The sequence below is a fragment of the Prosthecobacter sp. genome, from assembly GCF_049294395.1.
GTDB lineage: Bacteria > Verrucomicrobiota > Verrucomicrobiia > Verrucomicrobiales > Verrucomicrobiaceae > Prosthecobacter.
This window is the reverse complement of sequence record NZ_JBAQCR010000212.1, coordinates 17,352-39,276: the sequence shown is the minus strand read 5'-3', so window position 1 is coordinate 39,276 and position 21,925 is coordinate 17,352. Positions and strand designations below refer to the sequence as shown.

20 protein-coding genes and 1 other RNA gene are annotated in these 21,925 nt (G+C 60.1%); 14 read left to right on the top strand and 7 right to left on the bottom strand.

Translation table 11 applies throughout. The features are described from left to right. Nucleotides 1-57 precede the first annotated feature (57 nt). Both WAW39_RS14335 and WAW39_RS14330 read left to right on the top strand, forming a co-directional pair. On the top strand, nucleotides 58-1,428 hold the full coding sequence (locus tag WAW39_RS14335) for an NCS2 family permease (protein ID WP_422319884.1): 1,371 nt from the start codon (nucleotides 58-60) through the stop codon (nucleotides 1,426-1,428). Between the two features lie 2 nt (nucleotides 1,429-1,430). After that, nucleotides 1,431-2,585, top strand: coding sequence for a M56 family metallopeptidase (locus tag WAW39_RS14330; protein ID WP_422319883.1), 1,155 nt, complete (start codon nucleotides 1,431-1,433; stop codon nucleotides 2,583-2,585). Nucleotides 2,586-2,635: 50 nt separating this feature from the next. Here WAW39_RS14330 and WAW39_RS14325 read toward each other — a convergent pair whose 3' ends face one another. Beyond that, nucleotides 2,636-4,459: an ATP-binding cassette domain-containing protein gene (locus tag WAW39_RS14325; RefSeq protein WP_422319882.1), complete on the bottom strand. Its 1,824-nt coding sequence runs from the start codon at nucleotides 4,457-4,459 to the stop codon at nucleotides 2,636-2,638. Nucleotides 4,460-4,534: 75 nt separating this feature from the next. Between WAW39_RS14325 and WAW39_RS14320 the strand changes: the two genes are divergently transcribed. Both WAW39_RS14320 and hisI read left to right on the top strand, forming a co-directional pair. Further along, complete coding sequence (locus WAW39_RS14320) at nucleotides 4,535-6,061, top strand: hypothetical protein (protein WP_422319881.1); 1,527 nt, start codon at nucleotides 4,535-4,537, stop codon at nucleotides 6,059-6,061. A 44-nt stretch (nucleotides 6,062-6,105) separates the two neighbouring features. After that, nucleotides 6,106-6,522, top strand: a complete 417-nt coding sequence (gene hisI, locus WAW39_RS14315) for a phosphoribosyl-AMP cyclohydrolase (RefSeq protein ID WP_422319880.1) — start codon at nucleotides 6,106-6,108, stop codon at nucleotides 6,520-6,522. Nucleotides 6,523-6,968: 446 nt separating this feature from the next. Here the strand turns inward: hisI and WAW39_RS14310 are convergent, their stop codons facing one another. Genes WAW39_RS14310 through WAW39_RS14300 form a run of 3 tightly spaced genes read right to left on the bottom strand, consistent with a single transcriptional unit; the run spans nucleotide 6,969 to nucleotide 9,144 of the window. After that, nucleotides 6,969-7,166, bottom strand: coding sequence for a hypothetical protein (locus WAW39_RS14310; protein WP_422319879.1), 198 nt, complete (start codon nucleotides 7,164-7,166; stop codon nucleotides 6,969-6,971). A gap of 26 nt (nucleotides 7,167-7,192) precedes the next feature. Continuing rightward, nucleotides 7,193-7,993: a hypothetical protein gene (locus WAW39_RS14305; protein WP_422319878.1), complete on the bottom strand. Its 801-nt coding sequence runs from the start codon at nucleotides 7,991-7,993 to the stop codon at nucleotides 7,193-7,195. Nucleotides 7,994-8,043: 50 nt separating this feature from the next. After that, a complete protein-coding gene (locus tag WAW39_RS14300) occupies nucleotides 8,044-9,144 on the bottom strand; it encodes a hypothetical protein (RefSeq protein WP_422319877.1) in 1,101 nt (366 codons plus the stop codon). Between the two features lie 136 nt (nucleotides 9,145-9,280). Here WAW39_RS14300 and ffs point away from each other — a divergent pair. Beyond that, nucleotides 9,281-9,375: signal recognition particle sRNA small type (gene ffs, locus WAW39_RS14295), an RNA gene on the top strand. A gap of 18 nt (nucleotides 9,376-9,393) precedes the next feature. On the opposite strand, the gene WAW39_RS14290 is transcribed toward ffs, so the two are convergent. Then, nucleotides 9,394-10,689 carry a hypothetical protein gene (locus WAW39_RS14290; protein WP_422319876.1) on the bottom strand — a complete coding sequence of 432 codons (1,296 nt, stop codon included), beginning with the start codon at nucleotides 10,687-10,689 and terminating at the stop codon, nucleotides 9,394-9,396. Beyond that, nucleotides 10,689-10,949, bottom strand: coding sequence for an acyl carrier protein (locus WAW39_RS14285; protein ID WP_397379955.1), 261 nt, complete (start codon nucleotides 10,947-10,949; stop codon nucleotides 10,689-10,691). The genes WAW39_RS14290 and WAW39_RS14285 overlap by 1 nt, the downstream gene beginning before the upstream one ends. Nucleotides 10,950-11,060: 111 nt before the next feature. On the opposite strand from WAW39_RS14285, the gene trpC reads away from it, so the two are divergent. Together trpC and WAW39_RS14275 are read left to right on the top strand one after the other, a co-directional pair. After that, a complete protein-coding gene (gene trpC / locus WAW39_RS14280) occupies nucleotides 11,061-11,855 on the top strand; it encodes an indole-3-glycerol phosphate synthase TrpC (RefSeq protein ID WP_422319875.1) in 795 nt (264 codons plus the stop codon). 215 nt (nucleotides 11,856-12,070) lie between these two features. Continuing rightward, nucleotides 12,071-12,262, top strand: a complete 192-nt coding sequence (locus tag WAW39_RS14275) for a hypothetical protein (protein WP_422319874.1) — start codon at nucleotides 12,071-12,073, stop codon at nucleotides 12,260-12,262. Nucleotides 12,263-12,782: 520 nt separating this feature from the next. Here WAW39_RS14275 and WAW39_RS14270 read toward each other — a convergent pair. Beyond that, a complete protein-coding gene (locus WAW39_RS14270; protein ID WP_422319873.1) occupies nucleotides 12,783-13,685 on the bottom strand; it encodes a LysR substrate-binding domain-containing protein in 903 nt (300 codons plus the stop codon). A gap of 93 nt (nucleotides 13,686-13,778) precedes the next feature. Between WAW39_RS14270 and WAW39_RS14265 the strand changes: the two genes are divergently transcribed. From WAW39_RS14265 to WAW39_RS14235, 7 genes are all read left to right on the top strand, one after another. After that, on the top strand, nucleotides 13,779-15,212 hold the full coding sequence (locus WAW39_RS14265; RefSeq protein WP_422319872.1) for a DUF1501 domain-containing protein: 1,434 nt from the start codon (nucleotides 13,779-13,781) through the stop codon (nucleotides 15,210-15,212). A gap of 276 nt (nucleotides 15,213-15,488) precedes the next feature. Further along, nucleotides 15,489-17,825: a PQQ-binding-like beta-propeller repeat protein gene (locus WAW39_RS14260; protein WP_422319871.1), complete on the top strand. Its 2,337-nt coding sequence runs from the start codon at nucleotides 15,489-15,491 to the stop codon at nucleotides 17,823-17,825. Between the two features lie 579 nt (nucleotides 17,826-18,404). Further along, complete coding sequence (locus tag WAW39_RS14255; protein WP_422319870.1) at nucleotides 18,405-19,106, top strand: pirin family protein; 702 nt, start codon at nucleotides 18,405-18,407, stop codon at nucleotides 19,104-19,106. A 44-nt stretch (nucleotides 19,107-19,150) separates the two neighbouring features. Continuing rightward, nucleotides 19,151-19,528, top strand: coding sequence for a hypothetical protein (locus WAW39_RS14250; RefSeq protein ID WP_397379945.1), 378 nt, complete (start codon nucleotides 19,151-19,153; stop codon nucleotides 19,526-19,528). Nucleotides 19,529-19,637: 109 nt separating this feature from the next. Beyond that, complete coding sequence (locus WAW39_RS14245; protein ID WP_422319869.1) at nucleotides 19,638-20,129, top strand: VOC family protein; 492 nt, start codon at nucleotides 19,638-19,640, stop codon at nucleotides 20,127-20,129. Further along, a complete protein-coding gene (locus WAW39_RS14240; RefSeq protein WP_422319868.1) occupies nucleotides 20,126-21,022 on the top strand; it encodes a YceI family protein in 897 nt (298 codons plus the stop codon). Before WAW39_RS14245 ends, WAW39_RS14240 begins: the two co-directional genes overlap by 4 nt. A 208-nt stretch (nucleotides 21,023-21,230) precedes the next feature. Further along, on the top strand, nucleotides 21,231-21,836 hold the full coding sequence (locus WAW39_RS14235) for a nitroreductase family protein (RefSeq protein ID WP_422319867.1): 606 nt from the start codon (nucleotides 21,231-21,233) through the stop codon (nucleotides 21,834-21,836). Nucleotides 21,837-21,925 lie beyond the last annotated feature (89 nt).

Here is a 21,925-nt window from a genome sequence, read left to right as displayed (position 1 = left end):
ATTGGAACGCGGATTCAAATTGCAGCTCGGTTCTTCCACGCTCCTCTCCACCGCAGCATGATTGCCTTCTTCAAACTGCATCAGCATGGCTCGTCAGTCCGCGCCGAAATCATCGGCGGCGTGACCACCTTCGTCACCATGGCCTACATCATGGTGGTGAATCCGGCGATCCTCTCTTTCGCCGGCATTCCCGTGGGTCCCGGCACCGTGGCCACCATTTTGACGGCGGCAGTGGGCTGTCTGCTGATGGCCCTGATCGCCAATCGACCCATCGCAGTCGCGCCCTACATGGGGGAAAATGCCTTCATCGCCTTTGGTCTCGCCGCACTCGGCATTGGCTGGGTGCAGCGTCTCGGCGCTGTTTTCGTCAGCGGTGTTTTGTTTCTCATCATCACACTGCTCGGCATTCGCGGCTGGCTGGCGAATTCCGTGCCTGCCGGATTGAAACACAGTTTCGCCGTCGGCATCGGTCTGTTCCTGGCCTTCATCGGTTTGTATGAAACCGGCATCGTCACCAGCTTCGTGACCGGCATGCCAACGACAGCATTGCCCACCGATGCGCACGGCCTGTTCCTCTCCCCTGCAGTCCCCGTCAAAATCGGCAATTTGCGCGATCCTCAGGTCCTGCTCGCACTCGGCGGCTTCCTGCTCATGACCGTGCTCATGATTCGCAAAGTGCGCGGCGCACTCCTAATCGGCATCATTGTCACAGCACTGATCGGCGGCGCGCTCGGCTTCGGCCACATGCCCAAGGCCATCGCTGCGCTGCCCTTCACCGGCGAGTATGACCTGAGCCGCATCGCCTTCAAGCTGGACATCACCAGCGTTCTCCAGCTCAGCTTCCTTCCCGTGCTGCTCACCCTCTTCCTGATGAGTTTTCTCGACACCCTCGGCACACTCACCGGACTCGGTGCCGCAGCGAACTTGCTCGATGAAAAAGGAAACTTTCCCCAGGTGGAGAAGCCCATGCTCGTCGATGCGCTCACCTGCATGTTCAGCGGTCTCGTCGGCACTTCCACCAGCGGTGCCTACATTGAATCCGCCACCGGCATCAGCGCTGGCGCACGCACCGGCCTCGCCGCGCTCGTCACAGCCGCATTGTTTGCCCTCTCGCTGTTTTTCATCCCCTTGATCGAGCCCCTGCAGCAGCTCCGCTTTGCCTACGGCCCCGCCTTGATCGCCGTCGGAGTTCTCATGACCGGCTCCGTCCGCCGCATCGACTTCGATGATCTCACCGAGTGGGTCCCGGCCTTCGTCACCATCGTGATGATGCTCTTCACTTACAACATCGCCAACGGCCTCACCGCCGGTCTGGTCGTGCATCCAGTTCTAAAACTGGCCTCAGGCCGCGCACGCGAACTGAACGCCGGCATCATCGTGCTCGCCTTGCTCTGCACCGCTTATTATCTTTTCGGCCTGCCTCACTGATCATGCTTTCTCCCGCACTCTTTCTCAGCCTGCTGTTTCTCGCCAGTGGTCTCTACAGCTACACGCTGATGCGGCTGTCCCTGCGCCCTTGGATGCGGGTCCGGGATCAGCACTGGACGGAACGTGCACGCTGGCTGTGGCTGGCGCGCAAGACACGCACCGCCGTTGCCATGAGTGTCATCGGTCTTGGTTTTATTCTGCGCCATGAACTCGCCGCTGATGTGCCTGCTGTCAGCATGGTGCTCTTCGGTACACTGGGCGGTTTTTTCACGGCACAGTTTTTCATCGACCGCCTTGTCTGGCCTGGATTCACCCTGCGTCTCTGGTTGCGGCAGACGTTGTGGATGCTGCTCCTCACTTCCGCCTGGCTTGGCGTCATTGTCTGGGCGACCATCTCCACCTCCGAAAGTCTTGAATCCAGAGATTGGCTCAGGTTGGGTGTGGCTGCCGTGTTGCTGGTCCTGATTTACTCCGGCGTCTGGTTGCGTGCCCTGCCTGGCCTCAGTGCAAATCCGCACACCTCCCGTCTGCGGCAGATCGTCGACGAAGTCACCGCTGCATCCGGCGTGCCTCCCGTCCGTGCATGGGTGATGGATGCCATCATGGCCAATGCTTTCGCCTTGATGTATATCCGCAGCATCATCGTGACCACGCCGGCCATGAAAGAGCTGGATGATGCCGAACTGCGCACCCTCGTGCAGCATGAAATGGCGCATCTGAGCGAATCTCGCTCCGTGCTCTGTTCGAGAATGCTGGGCGGCCTGAGCTGGCTGGGTTTCGCATTCACCCGTCCCGTCGTGCACCACTTCCAAATCGGTGGCGTGTTCTGGCTTTTTCTCGGTGTGTTGCTGCTTCGAAAATTGGCCGCGAACACCGCCAAGCGCATGGAAAACCGCGCCGACTCCATGTCCGTCACGAATGAAGCCGAAGGTCCGGTCTACGCCCGTGCTCTTGAGAAGCTCTACCAGGCCAACCAGATGCCCGCAGTGATGACGAAACGATTGTCACACCCCGATCTCTACGATCGCATGACATCCGCCGGCCTCATCCCCGCCTACCCTCGCCCCGCTCCTCCGCCGCAGCGTCACTGGACCTTCTTCGCCGCCATCATCCCAGCCGCCTTCTGGCTCGGCATAAAAATGGCCGACAAATTCTAACGCCCAGATCAGCGGCTCAGAAAAATCACGCTCAACAACCGTAACCCTCTTCAAGTGTCCCACTGGCTCCGCTGCACGCCGATGAAGGTCATGCCAAGGCCGACCAGTACATGCACAAACAGCACGAATCCAGCGATCCCGGGCCCGATCAGATCCGTGGAGGTCACCTGCTTCACCGCATCATAAAAGGCGGTGCTGCGCATGCTGCTCAGGCTGCCGCTCCAGCTCCAGAAGGCGACCACAAGCGGCTGCACCCAGTTCTCCAGCCAGTCAGGCAGCGTGAGCACCGCACCCGAGAGCGGAAGCTGAAAGCCGACCAGGTAGATGCACAGGATTGTGGCCTTTTCCGGTGTCTTGCTCATGGCCGAGATGCCCAGACACACGCTGGTCATCGCCGCCGAGGCCAGCACTAGCAGCACCAGCTTGGTCACCAGATCTCCAGGCAGCCCTCCGGTCACCATGTCCACGAAGAACCCCATCCATAAACTCTGCGCCAGCACGAACATGCCCAGAAAGATCACCTTGCTGCCGATGTAGGCAAACGGGTGCAGTCCTCCCAGTTTCTCGCGCTCCAAAATCAGTCGTTCAGAGGCGATTTCACGCGCCGCGTTGTTGCTCGCCATCAGGGTCACCAGCACCACCTGCAGCATGATCAGTCCGGAGACCAGCCCTCCGGCCTTGAGCTGCTCCTCTTTATATTTCGACACCTGGATGATCTCCTGCGCAAAGTTGTCATCCTGATGGGTCGAAAGCGCCCGCAGCGGCTTGATGCCGTCCAGCGCGAAAATCACGACAAGCAGCGGAAAGCCCAGCAGCATCGCCAGGTGCAGCCACACCTGCGCCTTGTCACGGCGGAAAATCGTCCACCGCCGGCGCAGCAGCTCAAACAACTGCGTCGTCATGGATGGCATTTCGACCGGGGGCAGGTCCAGATGCTCAAACGCTTCAACGTGCTCTATTTTTGCCACCGCACGCTCCTCACGCACGGTGGTCTTGGAGGGGCCGCTGCTTTTCTTGGCCTCCTTCTTCTCCTCCTCTTCAGGCAGCACACGCCTGCCGTCGAATCCATGGCGCTTGTAATAGGTGTCACGGTGCTTCTCCCATGACTCATGCCAGTCCCCGGCCTTGCGCTCCGTGAGCTTGAGATAGACCTCTTCGGGGTGCTCGGCCGCAAAGTAATGCATCATCGCATTCGGCGGGCCGTGATAGGTCAGCACTCCCTGATACATCACCATCACGCTGTCATAGGCGTCCAGACTCGCAAGGCTGTGCGTGACATTGACCACCACACGCTTCGGATGCCCGCGCGAAAGCACGCGCAGCAGATTGGTGATCTCGTTTTCGGATTTCGGGTCCAGTCCGCTGGTGACCTCATCGCACAGCAGCAGGCAGGGGTCGGTCACCAGTTCCAGCGCCAGACCCAGGCGGCGCTTCTGCCCTCCGGAAAGCACCTTCACCTGTCGGTCGGAGAGATGCGTCAAACCCGTCACCTCCAGAATGTGGTCCAGCGCCGGGATGAAATCTTCCGTCTGCGACAGCTGCGTCCGCAGCACCATCGCGCTGGCGATGCTCTCCTCCACCGTCAGCAGATCATAGGCCACGCTGAACTGCGGCACGTAGCCAAGATCTCCAGGATGCAGATCCTCTTCATCGCTCAAATTCCTGCCGTCCCACAGCAGTTCCCCAGACGTCTGCTGCTGAATGCCGGTGATCACTTTCAGCAAGGTCGTCTTGCCACAGCCCGATGGCCCCACGATCGCCACCAGATGCCCGGGGGGAACATTGAAGCTCACTTCTCGGAGCAGGTGCAGCGTGCTGTTCTCCGAGTCTTTCGGACCTTCGACTTCAAGACAAACGTTGAGAGCTTTGAGCATACAGGTTAAATAGGTTTCTGACACTAGGCCGGGGAGTCCTGCTCTGGCGACGAAAAAATTCAATCCACCACCAAAATGCAACGCCGCAACAGACCGGGCCAGCGTCCCTCCTCTTCTTCTTTTGGCTGGCTGTGGTGGCTGGCGGGTTTGATCCTCGTCAGCGGGGTCATTCTCATGCTGCTGGCTCCCACCCTCGTCACCAGTTATATCCGTGCCTATGTTCAGAAGGATGATTTTCGCCAAAAGGCCGAGGATCTGATTGCCGCACGCATGGACGGCAGCGCGCACATCGCTCCGATCACTTGGAACGATGACACCGCCAGCGTCACCGAACTGTCCTTTTCCAATCCTGGCTGGAGCGTGGAGGCAGGGGGCCTGCGTGCTGCCCTCGATTTCGGTGCCATCCGGCAGGGGAAGTGGAGCATCCAGAATGCCGGAGCAGACGACCTCACCCTGCGCCACACCGCAGCTGCAAGCAGTCCGCCCGCTCCAAACGCCGCTAAATTCGACGCCAGTAACGATGGCATCCCCGCCTTTCTGCGCCGCTACATCCCCACCCAGACGCGCATCAGCGGTTTCGAGGCTCATCGTTTCATGTTTGAACAGGAAGGATGGAAGATCGCAGACTCACAGCTGCGCCTTGGCGACTGGCACACAGGTGAGGTGTCCGTGTCCGCCAAATTGAACGGGGGTAAATTGCACACCCCCATCCTGGCTCCCCAACAAAAAGAGCCTCTCCAGTTTGATCTCACCAGGGCCACGCTGCGTGTGGCAGACACCCAGTTTCAGATCAGTGACGCCGCCTTGCGTTGGAAGCAGGCTTCTGAGGCCACCCTGCGGGGTTCAGTGAAGTATGAAACCGGCGCATGGCAGATCTTCACCCATGTCAAAGCCGTCCCCATGGATGAATTTCTCGATGAGTGGTGGAAGCAGCGCCTCTCTGGCAAGATCGAAGGCGATCTCGAAATGGCCGGCGCACGCAATGCACCGCCAGCATGGAAGGCCGATCTCTCGCTCAAGGACGGCGCGCTCACCGGTCTGCCCATTCTCGACAAGCTCGTGACCTACACGAACACCCACAGGTTCAAACGCCTCGTGCTCGACATCTGCAGCGCCTCCATCCGGCCACAAGGCGACGCCCTCCGCATTGAAAAAATCATCGTGCAGTCCAACGGCCTCCTCCGCATCGAAGGCGCCCTGACCATTCGCGGCCGCGCGCTGGAGGGTGATTTCCTTCTCGGCGTTACGCCAGAAACCTTGAGCGGCATCCCCGGCGCCAACAACCGCGTCTTTGTGGAAAACAACCCGGGCGCGCCTCCCGGCCTGCAATGGACGCGGGTGCGCATCGTCGGTACGCTCGATGCCCCCATGGAGGACCTCAGCAGCCGCCTCATCGGTGCTGCCGGCATGTCCCTCTTCCTTGACACCCCCGGCGCCATCGTCGGCCAGGGGGCTGAAACCCTGCTCAAACCAGTGCTGGGTGAGGGCGCAGCCAAATTACCCGGCAAAGTCATCAATGGGGCCAGCGGCGTCATCGAAAACGGCGTAAACGCCGGAACCGACCTCCTCAAAAGTGTGCTCCCCATCTTTCCTGGAAAATGAGGTGGTTGCACGGCAGGGATGTGCCGCTAGCATAGATCCTTTCCATGTCCGCCTCCCCTCCCATCTCCTTCGCCCCCCGTGAGTCGAAGCATGCCATTGAAGAAGGCATGCTGTTTGCCCCCAAATTCGATGAGCATGGCCTCATGCCCGCGATGGCGGTTGATGCCGAGACCGGTGCGCCTCTGATGCTCGCCTACATGAACGAGCAGTCCCTCAAAATGACCCTGGAACTTGGTCAGGCAGTTTATTGGAGCCGCAGCCGCAACCAGCTCTGGCACAAAGGGGCCACCAGCGGTGAATTTCAGGAGATCATCGACATCCGCACCGACTGTGACCAGGATGCCTTGGTTCTGCGTGTCAAACAGCACGGCGGCGGCTGCTGCCACACCAAGCGTCCCACCTGCTTCTATCGCATCGTCAAAACAGCAGACGGCGAAGCACTTCTCGAAGCTGCGGAATAAGCGATCTTCTCAGACACCAGCATCCCCATAGCGATTCTGGAAACTCATTTCAGAATGGCCGGCTGGCTCCTGTTAGGGGATGACTGCCTTCGACGGCATCCACTTGGGACCAGCCAACCCTGTCTCGTGCTTGGCGTTCAAGCGCTCATGGCGCGAAGGTAGGGCGGTTGGTCCTCCAACCGCCGCCGAACGTCCCCAAGCACCCTGTTCGAAAACCAGTTTCCGAATTCGCTACAGCACCCTGTCGAAAACCATATTTGGAGTCTTTTGCGGCGTTGGTAACAAAGGAAAGGGATCAATTTGATCCCTCCGAACTCCGCTTCGTCCATCCCTTCCAAATAATAGGGGCCAAGCAAGGATGACCTCCTTTTAGCATACCGAGCTCCAAGGCTCTCGCGAACCCTCACCAACGAGATTGTCCACCAAACCGTTGGCGCGTCAGCACCTTAGCGGCTGCCAGGAACCATGCCACCGTATTTGGCGTTGCCTTCCCAGGACCGCGGACGGTTCCACGGGAGGTTGCTGTACTGACTGCCATCCGGTCCCACCACTTTCTTGCGCTTCGGTTCATCCGAGGCACAGGAGGAAAGGGAGCATGCGGCGGTGATTGCCAAAAGCAGAAAGCTGAGCAGTCGTGTCTTCATGAGGTCCTCCCTATGCACGAGACAAATCAGTTTTGCACCAAGTTTTCGAGGATCACACGATCTCCTGGCATGATCACCTGACCATTGACGACTGCATCCGGCACAATGGCGGCCATGGAATTTTTCCCATCAACCGTCATGATGCTGATTTTGCCGACAGTCTGCGCGCCACGGGTGACGATCAATTTGGTCTGCTCGGTGAGGCCCGTCATCTTGCCTGCGTCAATGATCACAAAGCCCCAGTCATAGTTCACGGCGATGACGCGGGAGCTCAGGCTGTTGCGCTCAAAGTTTTTACGGCGGTCCTCAATTTTGTGCACCACTTCATCCAAACGCTTCTGGATGCCAGCCACCTTGTCTTCCTCAGCGGCCACTTCTTTCTTTTTGATTTCAGCCTGCGCCTCAAAGTCGAGCTTTTCCTTCTTCAGCTTCTGGATGCCTTCGACCATGGTCTCTGGCTTCATGCCCTGCGGAAGATCTTTGAGGAGAGCGTCCTGTTCCTGCTTCTTTTTCTCCTTCACCGCAAACTCTTCCTGGGCGCGCGTGATTTCTTCCTGGGTTTGAGCCAGCTTGTTCTTCTGCGCCTTGAGCTTCTCTGCTTCGACGTCCAGATCACCCTGCACGCGGGCGATGTCTGCCACCAGCTTGGGCACTTCACCCGAGCCTGGGCGCAGCAGCTTTTCTTGGGCGCTCTTTTGACTCGTGATGCTTGCGTTAATCCCCGCCACCTTGGTGCGAACGTCGGCAAACTCACGCCCATTTTGGTAGGCGAAGAAGCTGGCTACAAGGATCACCACTGCGCTAAGGATGAAAAGAACTTTGGTCATGGGAAAAGGGGAGCTGGGAAAGGTGTCAGGCGACTAACGGATGTCTGCGATCACTTGGCGGCCGGTGGCGCTGTGCCAAAGGGGTCCGCAGTACTTGGAGCTGGCGCGGCGCCTCCGGCTGGAGGTGTCGCAGGAGGAGCGGTGCCAAACGGATCAGCGCCCATGGCAGGGGCGGCAGGCGCTGCCGGGGTCGCAGGAGCTCCAAACGGATCGGCACCCATGGCAGGAGCCGCAGGAGCTGGGGCCGGAGCACCAAAAGGATCAGAACCCATCGCGGCACCTGCTGCAGGAGGTGTGGCGGCTGGGGCAGCGCCTGCGGCTCCCGTTGCAGGAGCAGCGGCTCCATCAGGCGTCTTGGTTGCGGCGGTCTTGGCGCTCTGCTCAGCAGCAGCCACCACAAGATCACCCGAGCGAATATGCTCGCCTTCTGCAAGGCTGCCTTTGACCAAGTCGGCCACGGAGGAATTTTGCTCCACATCACGCACTTTCAGCTTGGCGACCACGTCCTTGCCGCGTTTCACTTCAAGATCCGCATTGGCAAAAACACCACCACCGTTGCCCTTGTTGAGCACCACAAAGCCCCAGTCGGTATAAGAATAGGCAACTTTGGCGGTGAAATCGTCATCCACAATGCCGCGCCGGCCACGGGCTTCGCGTTCCTCGGCCTCTTTGGCTGCATTGGTCAGGCTGGTGATTCTTTCCTGCGCGGCGGCCAGATGTTGAATTTGGTTGGCCAGTGCCGATTCGGCTTCGGCGCGTTCTTTTTTGATGGCATCGATCTGAGCCAGCAGCTTTTTGATGTCGCCAGCTTCGTCAATCACCTTTTGATTCTGACTCACCACCTTCGCGGTCTGCTCCAGATTGGTCTTCACCGCAGCCAGTTCCTGCTCGGCGGTCTGCACCTTGGCGGCAAAGTCTGCCACGGACGTTTTGGTGGTTTCGAGCTCCTGATTCGCCATGTCGCGCTGCGTTTCACGGCTCTTTTTCGCCTCTTCTGCCTTGGCGATGTGGGCCGTCATGGCTGCCAGATTCTCATTGGCAAAACCCTCGCGTTTACGCTCCTCCACGAGCAGTTTTTGGTTTGCCCAGGCAAAATAGCAGGCGGTGCCCAGACAGACGGCAGAGAGAGCGGATAGAATTTTCCAGACCATACGAAAGCGTAATTTGAGAATTTAAAGTCTAATTTTTACCGGAACCACCGGGTTTCGACAACACCAATTTTCACCCATTTTGTCTTTAGGCTGCAATCTTGCTTGTGCCCGATGAGCCCAGCAGTTACAACACCAGTGTCAGGGGCCGCGGATGTTCAGCTTGCGAACCCCGCCAGGTCCTGACGGAAGCAACGGCAGCCTGCCTGTCCATGTCGCGGTTCCCTGGCACTTTAATCAATTTCATTGCGGTCACTCTTCCGCAATGCCGGTCAAATCCGTCCGAATGCGCCGATCCAGTGCTTCGATCTCTGCGTGAGACACTCCGTCTCCCCTCCATGCCAGCGTCACCGTGATGAGTCCGGCATAATCAGAGACAAAAATGCCCAGTCCCGGCGGCGTGCTGACACTGGGGATGGTGTAAATGTTTTGCACTGCGGCTCTCGCAAATTCTTTGCGTCCCGGCAGAAAAGAACCGGTATGTGAGTGAAACAGGCTGCAAATCTGCCCCATGTTCGTCCAGCGAACCATGGGGATGAATGTACTCAGTGGTAATTGAGCCGCCAGCGTCGTCAGCGCTTCGGATGCCTGCGCCCTCTCCTGCTTCATCGCCTCACGGTACTTTTCCAGCACATGCGCTACCGCCTGATCCACCGTGCCCAGCGCCCCGGCATCCAGAAACAGCGGCATGGCTCCCATGTGGTTGCCGAAAATCAGCTCACGGCTTCTGCCCCGCAGCTGCATTGGCAGGTGCAGGTGGATCTCCGGACTGTGCCAGTCACGCCGTTCATGCAGCAGCCGCAAAGCACGTGCGGCCATCGCCGCATAAAACGGCATCTGCAAAAAGTCGCCGCACAGCCCGCGTAGTCGCGCCATGGCCTTTGCAGACTCCTCCTTGGAAAGTTCGATCAGCCGGTATTCCGGCCGTCCGCCGGTGGGCATCCCCTTCTTCCATGCGGAAAGGCATCCGGCAGAGGTCATCTCATGCAGCCTGTCTGTCAGCGGTTTGGCTCTCTTATACACGCGGGCCATGCTTTCACGCGGCGGCAGGGTCTGGGGCGGAGGCCCCGCTGCACACGCTCCCGCCGCCAGCTTTTCCAGCAGCAGATTGATCCCCGTCCCGTCCAGCAGCGCATGCCGCCAGGTCAGGAGAATCACATGTCCGCCGTCCGTCCCCCACGGAAAAACCTCCATCCATAAAGGAGTGGTCAGTGCTCCGCTGCTGCTTCTGCCCTGCAGCCGTTCTTGAATAACCTCTTCGCCAGGGGGCAGCGATTGCACCCCATGCCAGCAGATGGGCGGTGCAGTAATTGTGCCATGTGTCTCCCAGACCCACCGCCAGCCGCGCCACTGCCGCTTCAGCCGCGCCCCCAGCATCGGATGCTGGGCGTGGATCTGTTCCCATGCCCGCGTCAAAGTCTGCGCGTCCGGTTTCCCCTCCAGCTGCAGCACGGTCACCCCCCAATGCGTTCCTTGCCCGCTTCGGCGCATGAACGCCTCAAGCCCCGCGAGGAAAAAATCGACCGTGGTGGCGGGCAGGATCGGCATCAGGCGGCTAGGCGGCGTTTTTCTCCCAGAAAGCCCGCCAGCGCACTGGCCGTGGCAAAACGCTCCCGCGTCATTTCCGCCGGATTGATCGTCAGCCGGAATCGTTCCTCAATGAGCAGCAGCAGCTGCATCATCGCCATGGAATCCAGTCCCATGGAAAACAGGTCCGTGTCAGGGGTGAGGGGCTCCTGCGGTTCCAGGATGTGTTCGGTGGTGAGCAGTTCGATCACGGCGGCGGGACTGATGGGCACTTCGGGCATTTCTTGCAGAGAGAGCCTGCTTCACGCACGACGTCAAGAAGCCCCTGCATGCGTATTTGCCTTCAGTAGAGGGTTGCACAACGCCATCCCTCCGCCACCGTGCGCCCCCCTATGAACAAGCTGGACGAAATCATCGCCCACAAGCACACCGAACTGCAACGCCTGCTGCCGCGCGCTGAAAAGCTCCGCGCCGCCGCCGCCCTGCGCAATGACGTCCGCTCCTTTTACGATGCCCTCCGCGCAGACCCCACGCGCCTCAGCATCATCGCCGAGGTCAAACGCGCCTCACCCTCCGTCGGCACCATCGCGGCAGACTTCGATCCCCTGACCATCGCGCGGGGCTATGAGAAAGCCGGTGCCAGTGCCATCTCCGTCCTCACGGATGAAAAATACTTCCAGGGCCGCCTCGAATACCTCTCGCTCATCCGCGAGCAGCTCGACATCCCCTGCCTGCGCAAAGACTTCATCATTCACGAGGCTCAGATCTTTGAAGCCGTCGTCGCCGGGGCCGATGCCATCCTCCTCATCGTCGCCGCTCTCGACCAGCCCACCCTCGAGCATCTCCTCGAAGTCGCTCACACCTTCCAGCTCGATGCCCTCGTCGAAGTTCACAACCTCCCCGAGCTCGAACGCGCCCTCGCCACAGACGCCCGCATCATCGGCGTGAACAACCGCAACCTGAAGTCCTTCACCGTCGATCTCGCCACCACCGAGGAACTCGCCGAGGAAATCCCCGACGACATCGTCCTCGTCTCCGAAAGCGGCATCAAAACCCCCGCCGACGCCCTCCGCCTCGCCGAAGCCGGCGCCGACTCCCTCCTCATCGGCGAAACCCTCATGCGCAGCCAGAACATCCTCGCCGACCTCCCCCAGTTCCGCGCCTCCACCGCCAGCCTGCACGAGTAAGACTCCTCGCTAGCTACGATGGCGCTCAGCGATCGAGCCTCTCATAACGTCACCTTGTTGTCGCTGGCTCGTCACTTCAAAAATCAGCAATCCTTGTTCATCAATCGTCAATCGCGCCTGGCCTGCACGCTCAAAAGCCGGAAAGATTGACGAATCTCGGGCAATCAAGGCGTGCGGAATTTGGCGAAGCTCCAAACCTTCAGCGCATTCATGCAATGAATGCTGTCCCCCTTGTGCATGGCTCACTCAATAAGTTGAGCTGGCTCGACACTTCAAAAATCAACAATCCTTGTTCAACAATCGTCAATCGCGCCTGGCCTGCACGCTCAAATGCCAGAAAGATTGACGAATCTCGGGCAATCAAGGCGTTGCTTGGCGAAGCTTCAAACCTCCTGCGCAGGCAATGAATGCTATCCCCCTTGTGCACGGCTCAGTAAGTGGATGTTTCGTTTCGCCGCTATAGCGGTTCGCAAAACTCATTTCCGTTTAGCAGGCTGCTTCTTGCTCGAAAATCTTGGGCTTCGACGGCGGCTGGTTGAGGACAACCAGCCCTACCCGCGAGGGGCATTCGAATGTCCAGCGCGAGGTAGGGCGGCTTGTCCTCAAGAGGCCGCCGAGCGGCTCCACGCTCACTTTCCGGAAATCAGTTTCGCAAAACGCTATACACCTCGGCCCATCATCTCCTTCGCTGAACCTCCGTGGTGATCAGCCACAATCTTCTCGCCACTCCGTTCCGCCGCACTCCGACCCCAACGGGGTCATGCAACATAGCGAAGGGTTGCCGAGCCTCGGCGAGGCTACCCTGGTACCCAGGCCAGTCACCGGAAAGCAAACCCAGCGCTCCGCTGCACACCACGCTCACCAGCAGCGTTTGCCACCAGCCCCGCCGCGCAGTCGCGCCGTGATCACACACCACTCCAATACCGCCTACCCCTTCGCCAACTGCGCCGCCAGCTCCGCGATCAAACTCGTCAGCGTCGTCAGCTCCTTGCTCGCCTCTTGCTTCGGCAGCACCAGCAGCAGCTCCGTCGTCGGCACAGGCGCTGCCAGCGGCACAAACACACATCCCCCGTGCGGCATCTTGCTCGCATGCCCGGGAATCAACGCCACCCCGCCCAGCGTCGTCACCGTCCCCAGCATCATCGAAAGCGAATCCACCTCGCTCACAATTTGCGGATCAAACCCCGCCTGCTGACAAATCGAGCGCAAAAACTCCCGCCGCCCCGGGAAAGACGTGTCAGAAAGCGACACCCACCGTTCGTTCTTCAGTTCCGCGAGCTTGATCGTCTTCTTCTTCGCCAGCGCATGATCCTCGGGCAGCAGCGCCGCCATTTTATGGCGTGACAACGTCCGCGTGTTGAAAAAGGTGCGATCACTCTCCGAGATGTTCCCGAGGATCGCCGCATCCAGCTCATGGTTCCGCAGCCGGTCCAGCTGCGCCCTCGGCGGCAGCTCAAACAAGCTCACCTGCGCCTTCGGATGCCGCTGCCGGAACTCACGCACCGCAGGCACCACCAGATCATCCAGAAACGGCGCCAGAAATCCCAGGCGCAGCGTCCGCCGTGCCTTGCCATACTGCTCGCGCAGCTGCTGCGCACTCGTCTCCGCATCACACACGATCTGCCTCGCCTTCGGCAGAAAAAAACGACCCGCCTCCGTGAGATAGATTCGCTTCCGAATGCGGTCAAACAACGCCACCCCCAGCTCCGCCTCCAGCACGCCGATCTGCCGACTCAGCGCAGGTTGCGTCACATGCAGGCGTTTCGCCGCAGCTGAAATGCTCAAATCCTCGGCGGCGGCGATGAAGTAACGAAGCTGGTGAAATTCCACGCCGGATCAGACCACACTCCGGCTCTATGCGCAAATCGTCCGCTCATCCGTAAGGCGGCCATTTGGCGAACGTAGGTGGCTTGCGCGCATCTTATGGACTCACCGCTTTTTCGTCCCTCAATGGACCGCCGGGCCTTTCTCACGGCCTCGACGCTGGGACTCGCATCGCTGCGTTTCGGCCCTGCCTTGAAAGCTTCCACCGGCCCCGGAGTTCCCGCCTCCACGCTCGCAAAGCCGGCGAAATCCACCGTGCTCTTCTTCCTCTGCGGCGGTGCCTCCCACATCGACATGTGGGACATGAAGCCCGAAGCCCCTCTGGAATTTCGCGGCGAGTTCAAACCCATCCGCACCACCGGCGCAGACATCCGCCTCTGTGAGCACCTCCCGCTTCTCGCCAAACAAGCTCACAACTTCGCCCTCGTCCACGGCGTCACCGATGGCGGTCGCGCCACGGGCGATCACCACGCCGGTTATTATTACAACCTCACCGGCCACGCCCCCGATCCCACCTTCAAGCAGCAGGGCAATGACCGCCGCCCCTATCCCGAAGACTGGCCCTACATGGGCAGTGTGGTCGGCATGAAGCGGCCAGTGCATCCCACGCTCCCGCAGATCATCTCCCTCCCGCACAAGCCCAGCAAACTGCCCTTCACCCGCCCCGGCCAGTTCGCCGGCCGCATCGGCATGGAGCACGATCCCTTCTATCTCACCGGCAGCTTCGATGAACCCCTGAATTTCAGCGCCCCCACCATCTCCATGTCCGGCAGCATGACCGCTGCCCGCATGCAGGACCGTCACGCCCTGCTGAACGACATGAATCAGGCCCGGCGCGAACTTGATCACGAAGCCGCAGTCCAAAACTACGTGAAGCAGCAGGAGCGTGCCTTTGACCTCCTGTCATCCAGCGGTACCTCAAACGCCTTCGATATCAAGTCCGAGCCCGACAAACTGCGCGCCCGCTACGGCAACACCATCAACGGCACCAGCCTCCTTATGGCACGCCGCCTCGTCGAGGCCGGTGTCCCCTTTGTCACCGTCTTCTGGAAGGAAGACGAAAGCACCGCCAAACAATGCAAGAGCGCCGGCGGCTGGGACACCCACGGCGACAACTTTAACTGCCTTCGCAAGTACCTCCTCCCGCAGTTTGATCAGGCCTTTTCCGCCTTCATGGAAGACCTCTCAGGCCGGGGCCTGCTCGATGAAACACTCGTCCTCGTCACCAGCGAAATGGGCCGCATGCCCAAAGTCGGCGACCGCCGCTCCGGCGGCACCCTCGGTGCCGGCCGCGATCACTGGACCTCCTGCATGAGCGTCCTCATGGCAGGTGCTGGTATTCGCGGCGGCCAGGTCGTCGGCGAAACCGACGCCCGCGCCGAACTCCCCAAAGACCGCCCCATCTATCCTGAAGACATCACCAAGACCGTCTATTACGCCATGGGCATCCAGGACCTCGAAGCCAAAGACAAGCTCGGCCGCGCCTACAACCTCCTCGACGAAGGCAAACCCCTCACCGAACTCTTCGGCTGACCGCCCTGCGTATGCATCGCATGAACGGCACTCTTTATAGAGACCGCACTCATTCTCGCACCAGCCCCAAAGGGGCTGCGGAATATAGCCCAGGGTCAGCCGAGCCTCAGCGAGGCGACCCTGGGTTGCCTCAAGCATATCGGAAAGCAAACCCAGCACTTCGCCACACCCTCCCGGCCACTAGCAGCGTCTGCATTTCCCTCCGCCACACGCCTGCGCATCGTGGCATGCACACCATCACCAGCCTCGCTAAAAACCTTTAACCTAATGCCCTTCATGCATCGCATCCTCCTCACCGCCCTGCTTCTCTCCGTCACCCTCCACGCCGAAGACTGGCCCCAGTTCCGCGGCTCCAATGGCACCGGCATCTCCCCCTCCAAAAATCTCCCCCAGGAATTCTCCGCCGAAAAAAACATCGCGTGGAAAGCCAAGATTGGCGACGGCATCGGGTCGCCCATCGTGAAGAACGGCCGCGTCCTCACCACCGCCATGCTCGGAGATCAAAAGCTCGGCCTCTTCAGCTTCGACGTCATCAACGGCAAACAGCTCTGGCGCAGCGATTTCGACACCGGCACCCTCCCGCGCATCACCCCGCCAAACAGCCACGCCTCCTCCACTCCCGCCACCGATGGCGAGCGTGTTTACGTCTACTTCAGCACCATCGGCCTCCTCGCCTTCGACTTCACCACCGGCCAGGAAGTCTGGCGTCATACTATGACGCAACCCGCCTACTTGATGGACTGGGGCGCCGCTTCATCGCCCATCGTTTACAACGACACCGTCATCTTCTGCCAGGACGACGACCTCGCCCCCTTCGTCGTCGCCGTCGATGCGAAAACCGGCAAAGAAAAATGGAAGACCCGGCGCAAAGAAATGCTCGCCGGTTATTCGCTGCCTGTCCTCTGTGAAGCCAATGGCCGCACCGATCTCGTCATCGCCGGCAGCGGCAAATTGAAAGGCTACGATCCCGCCACCGGCAAGGAACTCTGGACCTGCAACACCCTCCTTCGCACCATCATGACCTCGCCCGTCGTGCATGACGGCGTCATCTACGTCGCCGTTCAAAGCTACGGCGATTCCACACGCACTTTGAAGCACGCCCTGCTCGAATGGCTCGACACCAACCAGGACAAAATCCTCTCCCGTGAGGAAACTCCCAAAGAGTTCCACGAGCGCTTCGACGCCTCCGATAAAAACCACGACAAAGTCATCGGCCCCGAGGAGATCGACACCGCCTTCCAGTCCCCTGACAACATGGCCGCTGGCGGCAACATCATTCAGGCCATCAAAGGCGGCGGCAGTGGCGATGTCACCAAGACCCACGTCCTCTGGAACATCGATCCCAAGACCCCCTCAAACCTCTCCTCACCCCTCTTCTTCAACGACCGCCTCTACGTCGTCAAAAGCGGCGGCATGTCCAGCTGCTACGACGCCAAGAACGGCAAAACACTGTGGGATCGCAGCCGCCTCGGCAACTTCGGCGACTACTTCGCCTCACCCATCGCCGCTGCTGGCAAAGTGTACATCGCCGCCAAAAACGGCTTCATCGTCGAACTCGAGGACGCGCCGCAGCTCAAGGTCCTCGCCAAGCACGACATGGGCGAAGAAATCATCGCCACACCCGCCATCGCTGACGGCCGCCTCTTCGTCCGCACCCGCGAAAGCCTTCTGTGTGTTTCCTCCACTGCCTCCGCACCCGCTTTGGCGGAGACCACCAAGTCAGCTTCCACTTCGGACACCATCGAGATCATCACCGCGCAGCCTCCGCATGGCTCACGTGTCTGGAATGGCTACACCGGCAACGCCATGGGGCAGGAGTCATGGACCCAGGAGGAACTCGAACAACTCCTCAAGCGCCTCCAAACATTGAAGTACACCACCATCGCCATCCCCGCAAAAATCGTCCCATTCAAACCCATCCGCGTCGATGGCGACACCGGCGGTCGCAAAGCCTTCCACGGTGCGTCCACTTTCGGCAATCCCGATGTCGCCGCCATCACTACTCGCTTTCGCGAGCACGCCACCAAACTCGGTTTTGAAATCGTGGCCGCAGAACCCGTGGCCGTTTCCGTCCTGCCCAAAAACGACTTCACCAGCGAAAAAGCCCTCAGCGAGCTCGTCACTCCCATCTGCGGTGAAGGCGTTGCCGAGCGCATGTGGCTTGGCTTCCAGGCCATCGACAAAGCCTCGCAGCTCATCTCCAAAAATGATCCCAATCTCGGCATCCCCGCACCCGACATGCTGCTGCGCCATCTGAACTCCAAGAAAACCCTGCCCGACTGGCTCACCGAAGCCAAAGCGTTCTACGCCACCGCCATGAACGAAATGTACCGTGCCAACACCCGCGCCCGCGAAGGCTCGCGCACGTTCACACTCTACAACGCCAAGCGCCTCGAATTCACCTTCCACTACATCAGCGCCATCGAGTCCCTCTACAAATCCCACGCCGCCGCCACCCGCGCCGAATCCCTCGAAGCCGCCATGGACAGCATCTACAACGCCCTCAACTCCTGGTCCGACGTCGCCCGCGACTCCAGCGATCGCGGCGCCATCACCCTCCTCAACGAGTACGGCTATCGTCCTCTGGTGAAGGTCGTCAAAGGCCGCGAGTAAGCGCAAATCGCCTGCGAATTCGGGGCAGGGAGCGCGGAATTTATTCCGCAGCACTCCGCAAGCATGCATAACTCCGCGCCCAAAGAGGCTGTTGCGCGCGGCATGTCATGGAGCTTTCCAATCACACCCAGGCAATGTTCAAGCCTCTTGCCAGATCGGCTCATCCTGCCCTCGACCATGAACCTGCTTGATAAGATGCCACTCTCTTCGCCACCTCGCGCCGCCACACTCCGGCCCTGGCAGCCTGTTGATAAACTAGGCCGGAAAGATCTGCGCATGGAGCGCTTGGAGGAGAGGGATCGTCCCGATCCCTCACGCTCCCGCAACGTCCAGCGCTCTCGCATCATTCAAAGCTCGCATAGCTAAGGAGGAAGCCTCAGCGAGGCGTCCCTGGGTACGGAATGCAACTCTGGAAAGCAAACCCAGCGCTTCGCGATAGTCATTCGGGCACCAGCCTGCGGCGCATTGGCTCCGCGATCATGCAGTGCCCCATACCCAAAAATCATTACCTCACGGCATGAACTTGTGAAGCAAGTGGCATTGGAGGACTGACGGCTTCTGCGCGAATGCAGCGTCGTTATGAAACTCAATCTTCGCCTCTCCAATGAACGCGGCCATGCCAACCACGGCTGGCTCGACAGCTACCACACCTTCAGCTTCGCTGACTACTACGATCCCGCGCACATGGGCTTCCGCAGCCTTCGTGTCATCAATCAGGACGTCATCACCGGCGGCGCAGGTTTCCCCACCCATCCGCATCGCGACATGGAAATCTTCAGCTACGTCCTCTACGGCGCTCTCGCGCACAAGGACAGCATGGGCAACGGTCGCACCCTTCTCCCCGGCCAGATCCAGCTCATGAGCGCCGGCAGCGGCGTCACCCATAGCGAGTTCAATCCCTCCAAGACTGAACCCGGCAGTCTCCTCCAGATCTGGATTCGTCCGCGTCAAAACGGCCTCAAACCCAGCTACACCGAATGGCATCCCAAGCCCGAGCATGAGACCGCCGAGAAAGTCCTCGTGATCTCCTCCGATGGCCGCGAAGGCTCCGCCACCATCCATCAAGACGCCGACATCTACCGCGTGCGCCTTGAAGCCGGCAAATCCACCACCCATGAAGTCGCCCCCGGTCGCGGCGCCTGGATCCAGCTCATCAAAGGCACCCTCACCGTCAATGGTACCCCCATCAATCCTGGCGACGCCGTTAGTACCGACGACACCGGCACCCTCACCCTCACGGCCACCCAAGACACTGAAGCCCTCCTCTTCGACCTCGCCTAATCCCAACCCAACAACAGTAAACAACCGTCAACCTCCCCATATATATGAAACACATCCCCACCATCGCTCGCCTCCTCCTTGGCCTCATCTTCACCGTCTTCGGTGCCAACATGTGGCTCCACTTCATCCCGATTCCTCCCCCACCAGAAGGCCCTGCCGCCAACTTCATGTTCGCCATCTACGGCAGCGGCTACCTCACCGTGGTGAAGGTCTTGGAAGTCACCGGCGGCCTCCTGCTCCTCAGCGGCCGCTTCACCAACCTCGCCCTCACTCTCCTCGGCCCTGTCGTGGTAAACATCGCCCTCTACCACTTCTTCCTCGTCAAAGGTGGTTATGAAATGCCAGTAGTCCTCGGAGTCCTCTCCCTCGTCGCCCTCTCCGGTCGCAAAGACTACCTCAGCACCCTTTTCTCGGCGAAATAACGCACCCCCACGCGGGCCGGATTCATCAATGTGTCCGGCCCGCTTCTTCGATCCCCTCTGGAAAACAACGGTCAACCACCGTCAACAATCGTAAACCACCGTCAGCCTCATGAGCACGCCCATCCATCCCGCCGTCCGCATCGGCCACGTCCATCTCAAGGTGGCGGACCTGGAGCGCGCCCTCGCCTTCTACTGCGGCGTCCTCGGTTTCGAGCTCACCCAGCGCTACGGTACCCAGGCCGCCTTCGTCTCGGCCGGCGGTTACCATCATCACATCGGCCTCAACACCTGGGAAAGCCGCGGCGGCAAAGCCCCGCCTCGCGGCACCACCGGCCTCTATCACGTCGCCATTCTCTACCCTGACCGCGCCTCTCTGGCCGACGCCCTGCGCCGCCTCATCAAAAACAAAATCCACCTCGACGGCGCCTCCGACCACGGCGTCAGCGAAGCCCTCTACCTCCACGATCCCGATGGCAATGGCATCGAGCTCTACGTCGATCGCGATCCCTCACTGTGGCCGCGCGACTCCAAAGGCGAGCTCACCATGACCACCGAACATCTCGATCTCGACGCACTCTTGGCAGAAAATCCACAGCCATGAAAACCCTCTCCATCACCGAACTCCAGGCGCAGAAAAACACCGCCACCCTCATCCACGTCCTGCCGGAGGAGCACTTCGCCTGCGCTCACCTGCCAGGCGCCATCAATGCCTGCGTCTATGAAACCATCTTCCCCTCCAAGGTGGCCGAACTCATCCCCGACAAAAACGCGCCACTGATCGTTTACGGCGCAGGCGGCGACTCCTTGGACGCCACCACCGCCGCCGAAAAACTCACCAAGTCCGGCTACACCAACGTGGCTGCCTTCACCGGAGGCATCGCCGAGTGGAAACAAAACAATCTCCCACTCGAAGGAACCCACTCCGAGTCCGGCACCGCAACTCCCAACGGCCAATACAATCTCGACACCGCAACCAGCGTCGTCCGTTGGACGGGGCGGAGTCTCTTCAATCATCACCATGGCACCCTCAAGCTCGCCAGCGGCCACATCGAAGTACAAAACGGCATCCTCCAAACCGCACGCTTCACCCTCGACATGAACAGCATCGCCTGTGAAGACCTCGTCGACACAGCCTACAATGCCATGCTCATCCGCCACCTGCGCGATGACGACTTCTTCGCCGTCGACCGCTTTCCCACCGCCGAGTTCATCTGCGATCACGCAGCCCCTCTCCCATCCTGCACCCCCGGCACACCAAACTACACCCTGCACGGCACCATGACCCTGCGCGGCGTCACAAAGCCGCTCAGCTTCCCCGCCGTCATCGCCGCCGCAGACGCTGACAATCTCACCGGTCAGGCACAGTTCGAGCTAGACCGCACCCAGTTCGGCAGCCACTACGGCTCCGGCAGACTCTTCGCCTTCCTCGGCAAACACGTCGTCAACGATCACGTCCACCTCCACATCAAACTCCACGCCACCCGCAATCCTTAATCTCCTCTCAAACACCACTCCGACCTCCCTCAAGCCCCAAAGGGGCTTCGCATCATAGCGAAGGGTTGCCGAGCCTCAGCGAGGCTGCCCTGGCAACCCGCCATCAATTCCGGAAAGCAAACCCAGCACCCCGTCACACCCCACGCCCACCAGCAGCGTTCCACCGCGCCCCGCAGCCCCCCAACATCTCAACTTCTCCCCACTCCCCATGAACACCCTCGAAGCCATCGCCTCCCGCCGCGCCATCAAGCACTACGATCCCGCCCACCGCATGACCGAAGCTGAAATCCATCAGCTTCTCGAAGCCGCCATGCAGTCCCCCACCGCCTTCAACATCCAAAACTGGCGCTTCGTCACCGTGCTTGATCCCGAAGTCCGGAAACAAATCCGCGCTGCCGCCTGGGATCAGGCTCAGGTCACGGATGCCTCACTCCTCATCGTCATGTGCGCTGACAAAGACGCATGGAAAAAAGAACCCGGCCGGTACTGGAAAAACGCAGCCCAGCCCGTGCAGGACTTCCTCGTCCCCGCCATCGGTCAGTACTATTCCGGCCGCGACCAGGTTCAGCGCGACGAATGCATGCGCTCCTGCGGTCTCGCTGGCATGACCATCATGCTCGCCGCCAAAGCCATGGGCTACGACACCTCCCCCATGGACGGCTTCGACTTCGATGCCGTCGGCAAAATCATCAATCTCCCCGAAGACCACGTCATCTCCTTCATGATCGCCGTCGGCAAAGGCACCCAGCCCCCATGGCCCAAAGGCGGACAGCTCTCCTACGACGAAGTCGTCATCCGCGACCGCTTCAATTGAGGCTGACATAAGGCTAAGAGGACACATCGTGTGTTTTGCATGATGGATGAAAGAGTAGCACGACAGCGTTTTTGGAGTGCGGTCGCGGA

Coding starts and splice junctions, on each gene's coding strand:
- WAW39_RS14335 (WP_422319884.1), top strand. CDS start 58: ATGATTGCCTTCTTCAAACTGCATCAGCATGGCTCGTCAGTCCGCGCC.
- WAW39_RS14330 (WP_422319883.1), top strand. CDS start 1,431: ATGCTTTCTCCCGCACTCTTTCTCAGCCTGCTGTTTCTCGCCAGTGGT.
- WAW39_RS14325 (WP_422319882.1), bottom strand. CDS start 4,459: ATGCTCAAAGCTCTCAACGTTTGTCTTGAAGTCGAAGGTCCGAAAGAC.
- WAW39_RS14320 (WP_422319881.1), top strand. CDS start 4,535: ATGCAACGCCGCAACAGACCGGGCCAGCGTCCCTCCTCTTCTTCTTTT.
- hisI (WP_422319880.1), top strand. CDS start 6,106: ATGTCCGCCTCCCCTCCCATCTCCTTCGCCCCCCGTGAGTCGAAGCAT.
- WAW39_RS14310 (WP_422319879.1), bottom strand. CDS start 7,166: ATGAAGACACGACTGCTCAGCTTTCTGCTTTTGGCAATCACCGCCGCA.
- WAW39_RS14305 (WP_422319878.1), bottom strand. CDS start 7,993: ATGACCAAAGTTCTTTTCATCCTTAGCGCAGTGGTGATCCTTGTAGCC.
- WAW39_RS14300 (WP_422319877.1), bottom strand. CDS start 9,144: ATGGTCTGGAAAATTCTATCCGCTCTCTCTGCCGTCTGTCTGGGCACC.
- WAW39_RS14290 (WP_422319876.1), bottom strand. CDS start 10,689: ATGCCGATCCTGCCCGCCACCACGGTCGATTTTTTCCTCGCGGGGCTT.
- WAW39_RS14285 (WP_397379955.1), bottom strand. CDS start 10,949: ATGCCCGAAGTGCCCATCAGTCCCGCCGCCGTGATCGAACTGCTCACC.
- trpC (WP_422319875.1), top strand. CDS start 11,061: ATGAACAAGCTGGACGAAATCATCGCCCACAAGCACACCGAACTGCAA.
- WAW39_RS14275 (WP_422319874.1), top strand. CDS start 12,071: ATGAATGCTGTCCCCCTTGTGCATGGCTCACTCAATAAGTTGAGCTGG.
- WAW39_RS14265 (WP_422319872.1), top strand. CDS start 13,779: ATGGACTCACCGCTTTTTCGTCCCTCAATGGACCGCCGGGCCTTTCTC.
- WAW39_RS14260 (WP_422319871.1), top strand. CDS start 15,489: ATGCATCGCATCCTCCTCACCGCCCTGCTTCTCTCCGTCACCCTCCAC.
- WAW39_RS14255 (WP_422319870.1), top strand. CDS start 18,405: ATGAAACTCAATCTTCGCCTCTCCAATGAACGCGGCCATGCCAACCAC.
- WAW39_RS14250 (WP_397379945.1), top strand. CDS start 19,151: ATGAAACACATCCCCACCATCGCTCGCCTCCTCCTTGGCCTCATCTTC.
- WAW39_RS14245 (WP_422319869.1), top strand. CDS start 19,638: ATGAGCACGCCCATCCATCCCGCCGTCCGCATCGGCCACGTCCATCTC.
- WAW39_RS14240 (WP_422319868.1), top strand. CDS start 20,126: ATGAAAACCCTCTCCATCACCGAACTCCAGGCGCAGAAAAACACCGCC.
- WAW39_RS14235 (WP_422319867.1), top strand. CDS start 21,231: ATGAACACCCTCGAAGCCATCGCCTCCCGCCGCGCCATCAAGCACTAC.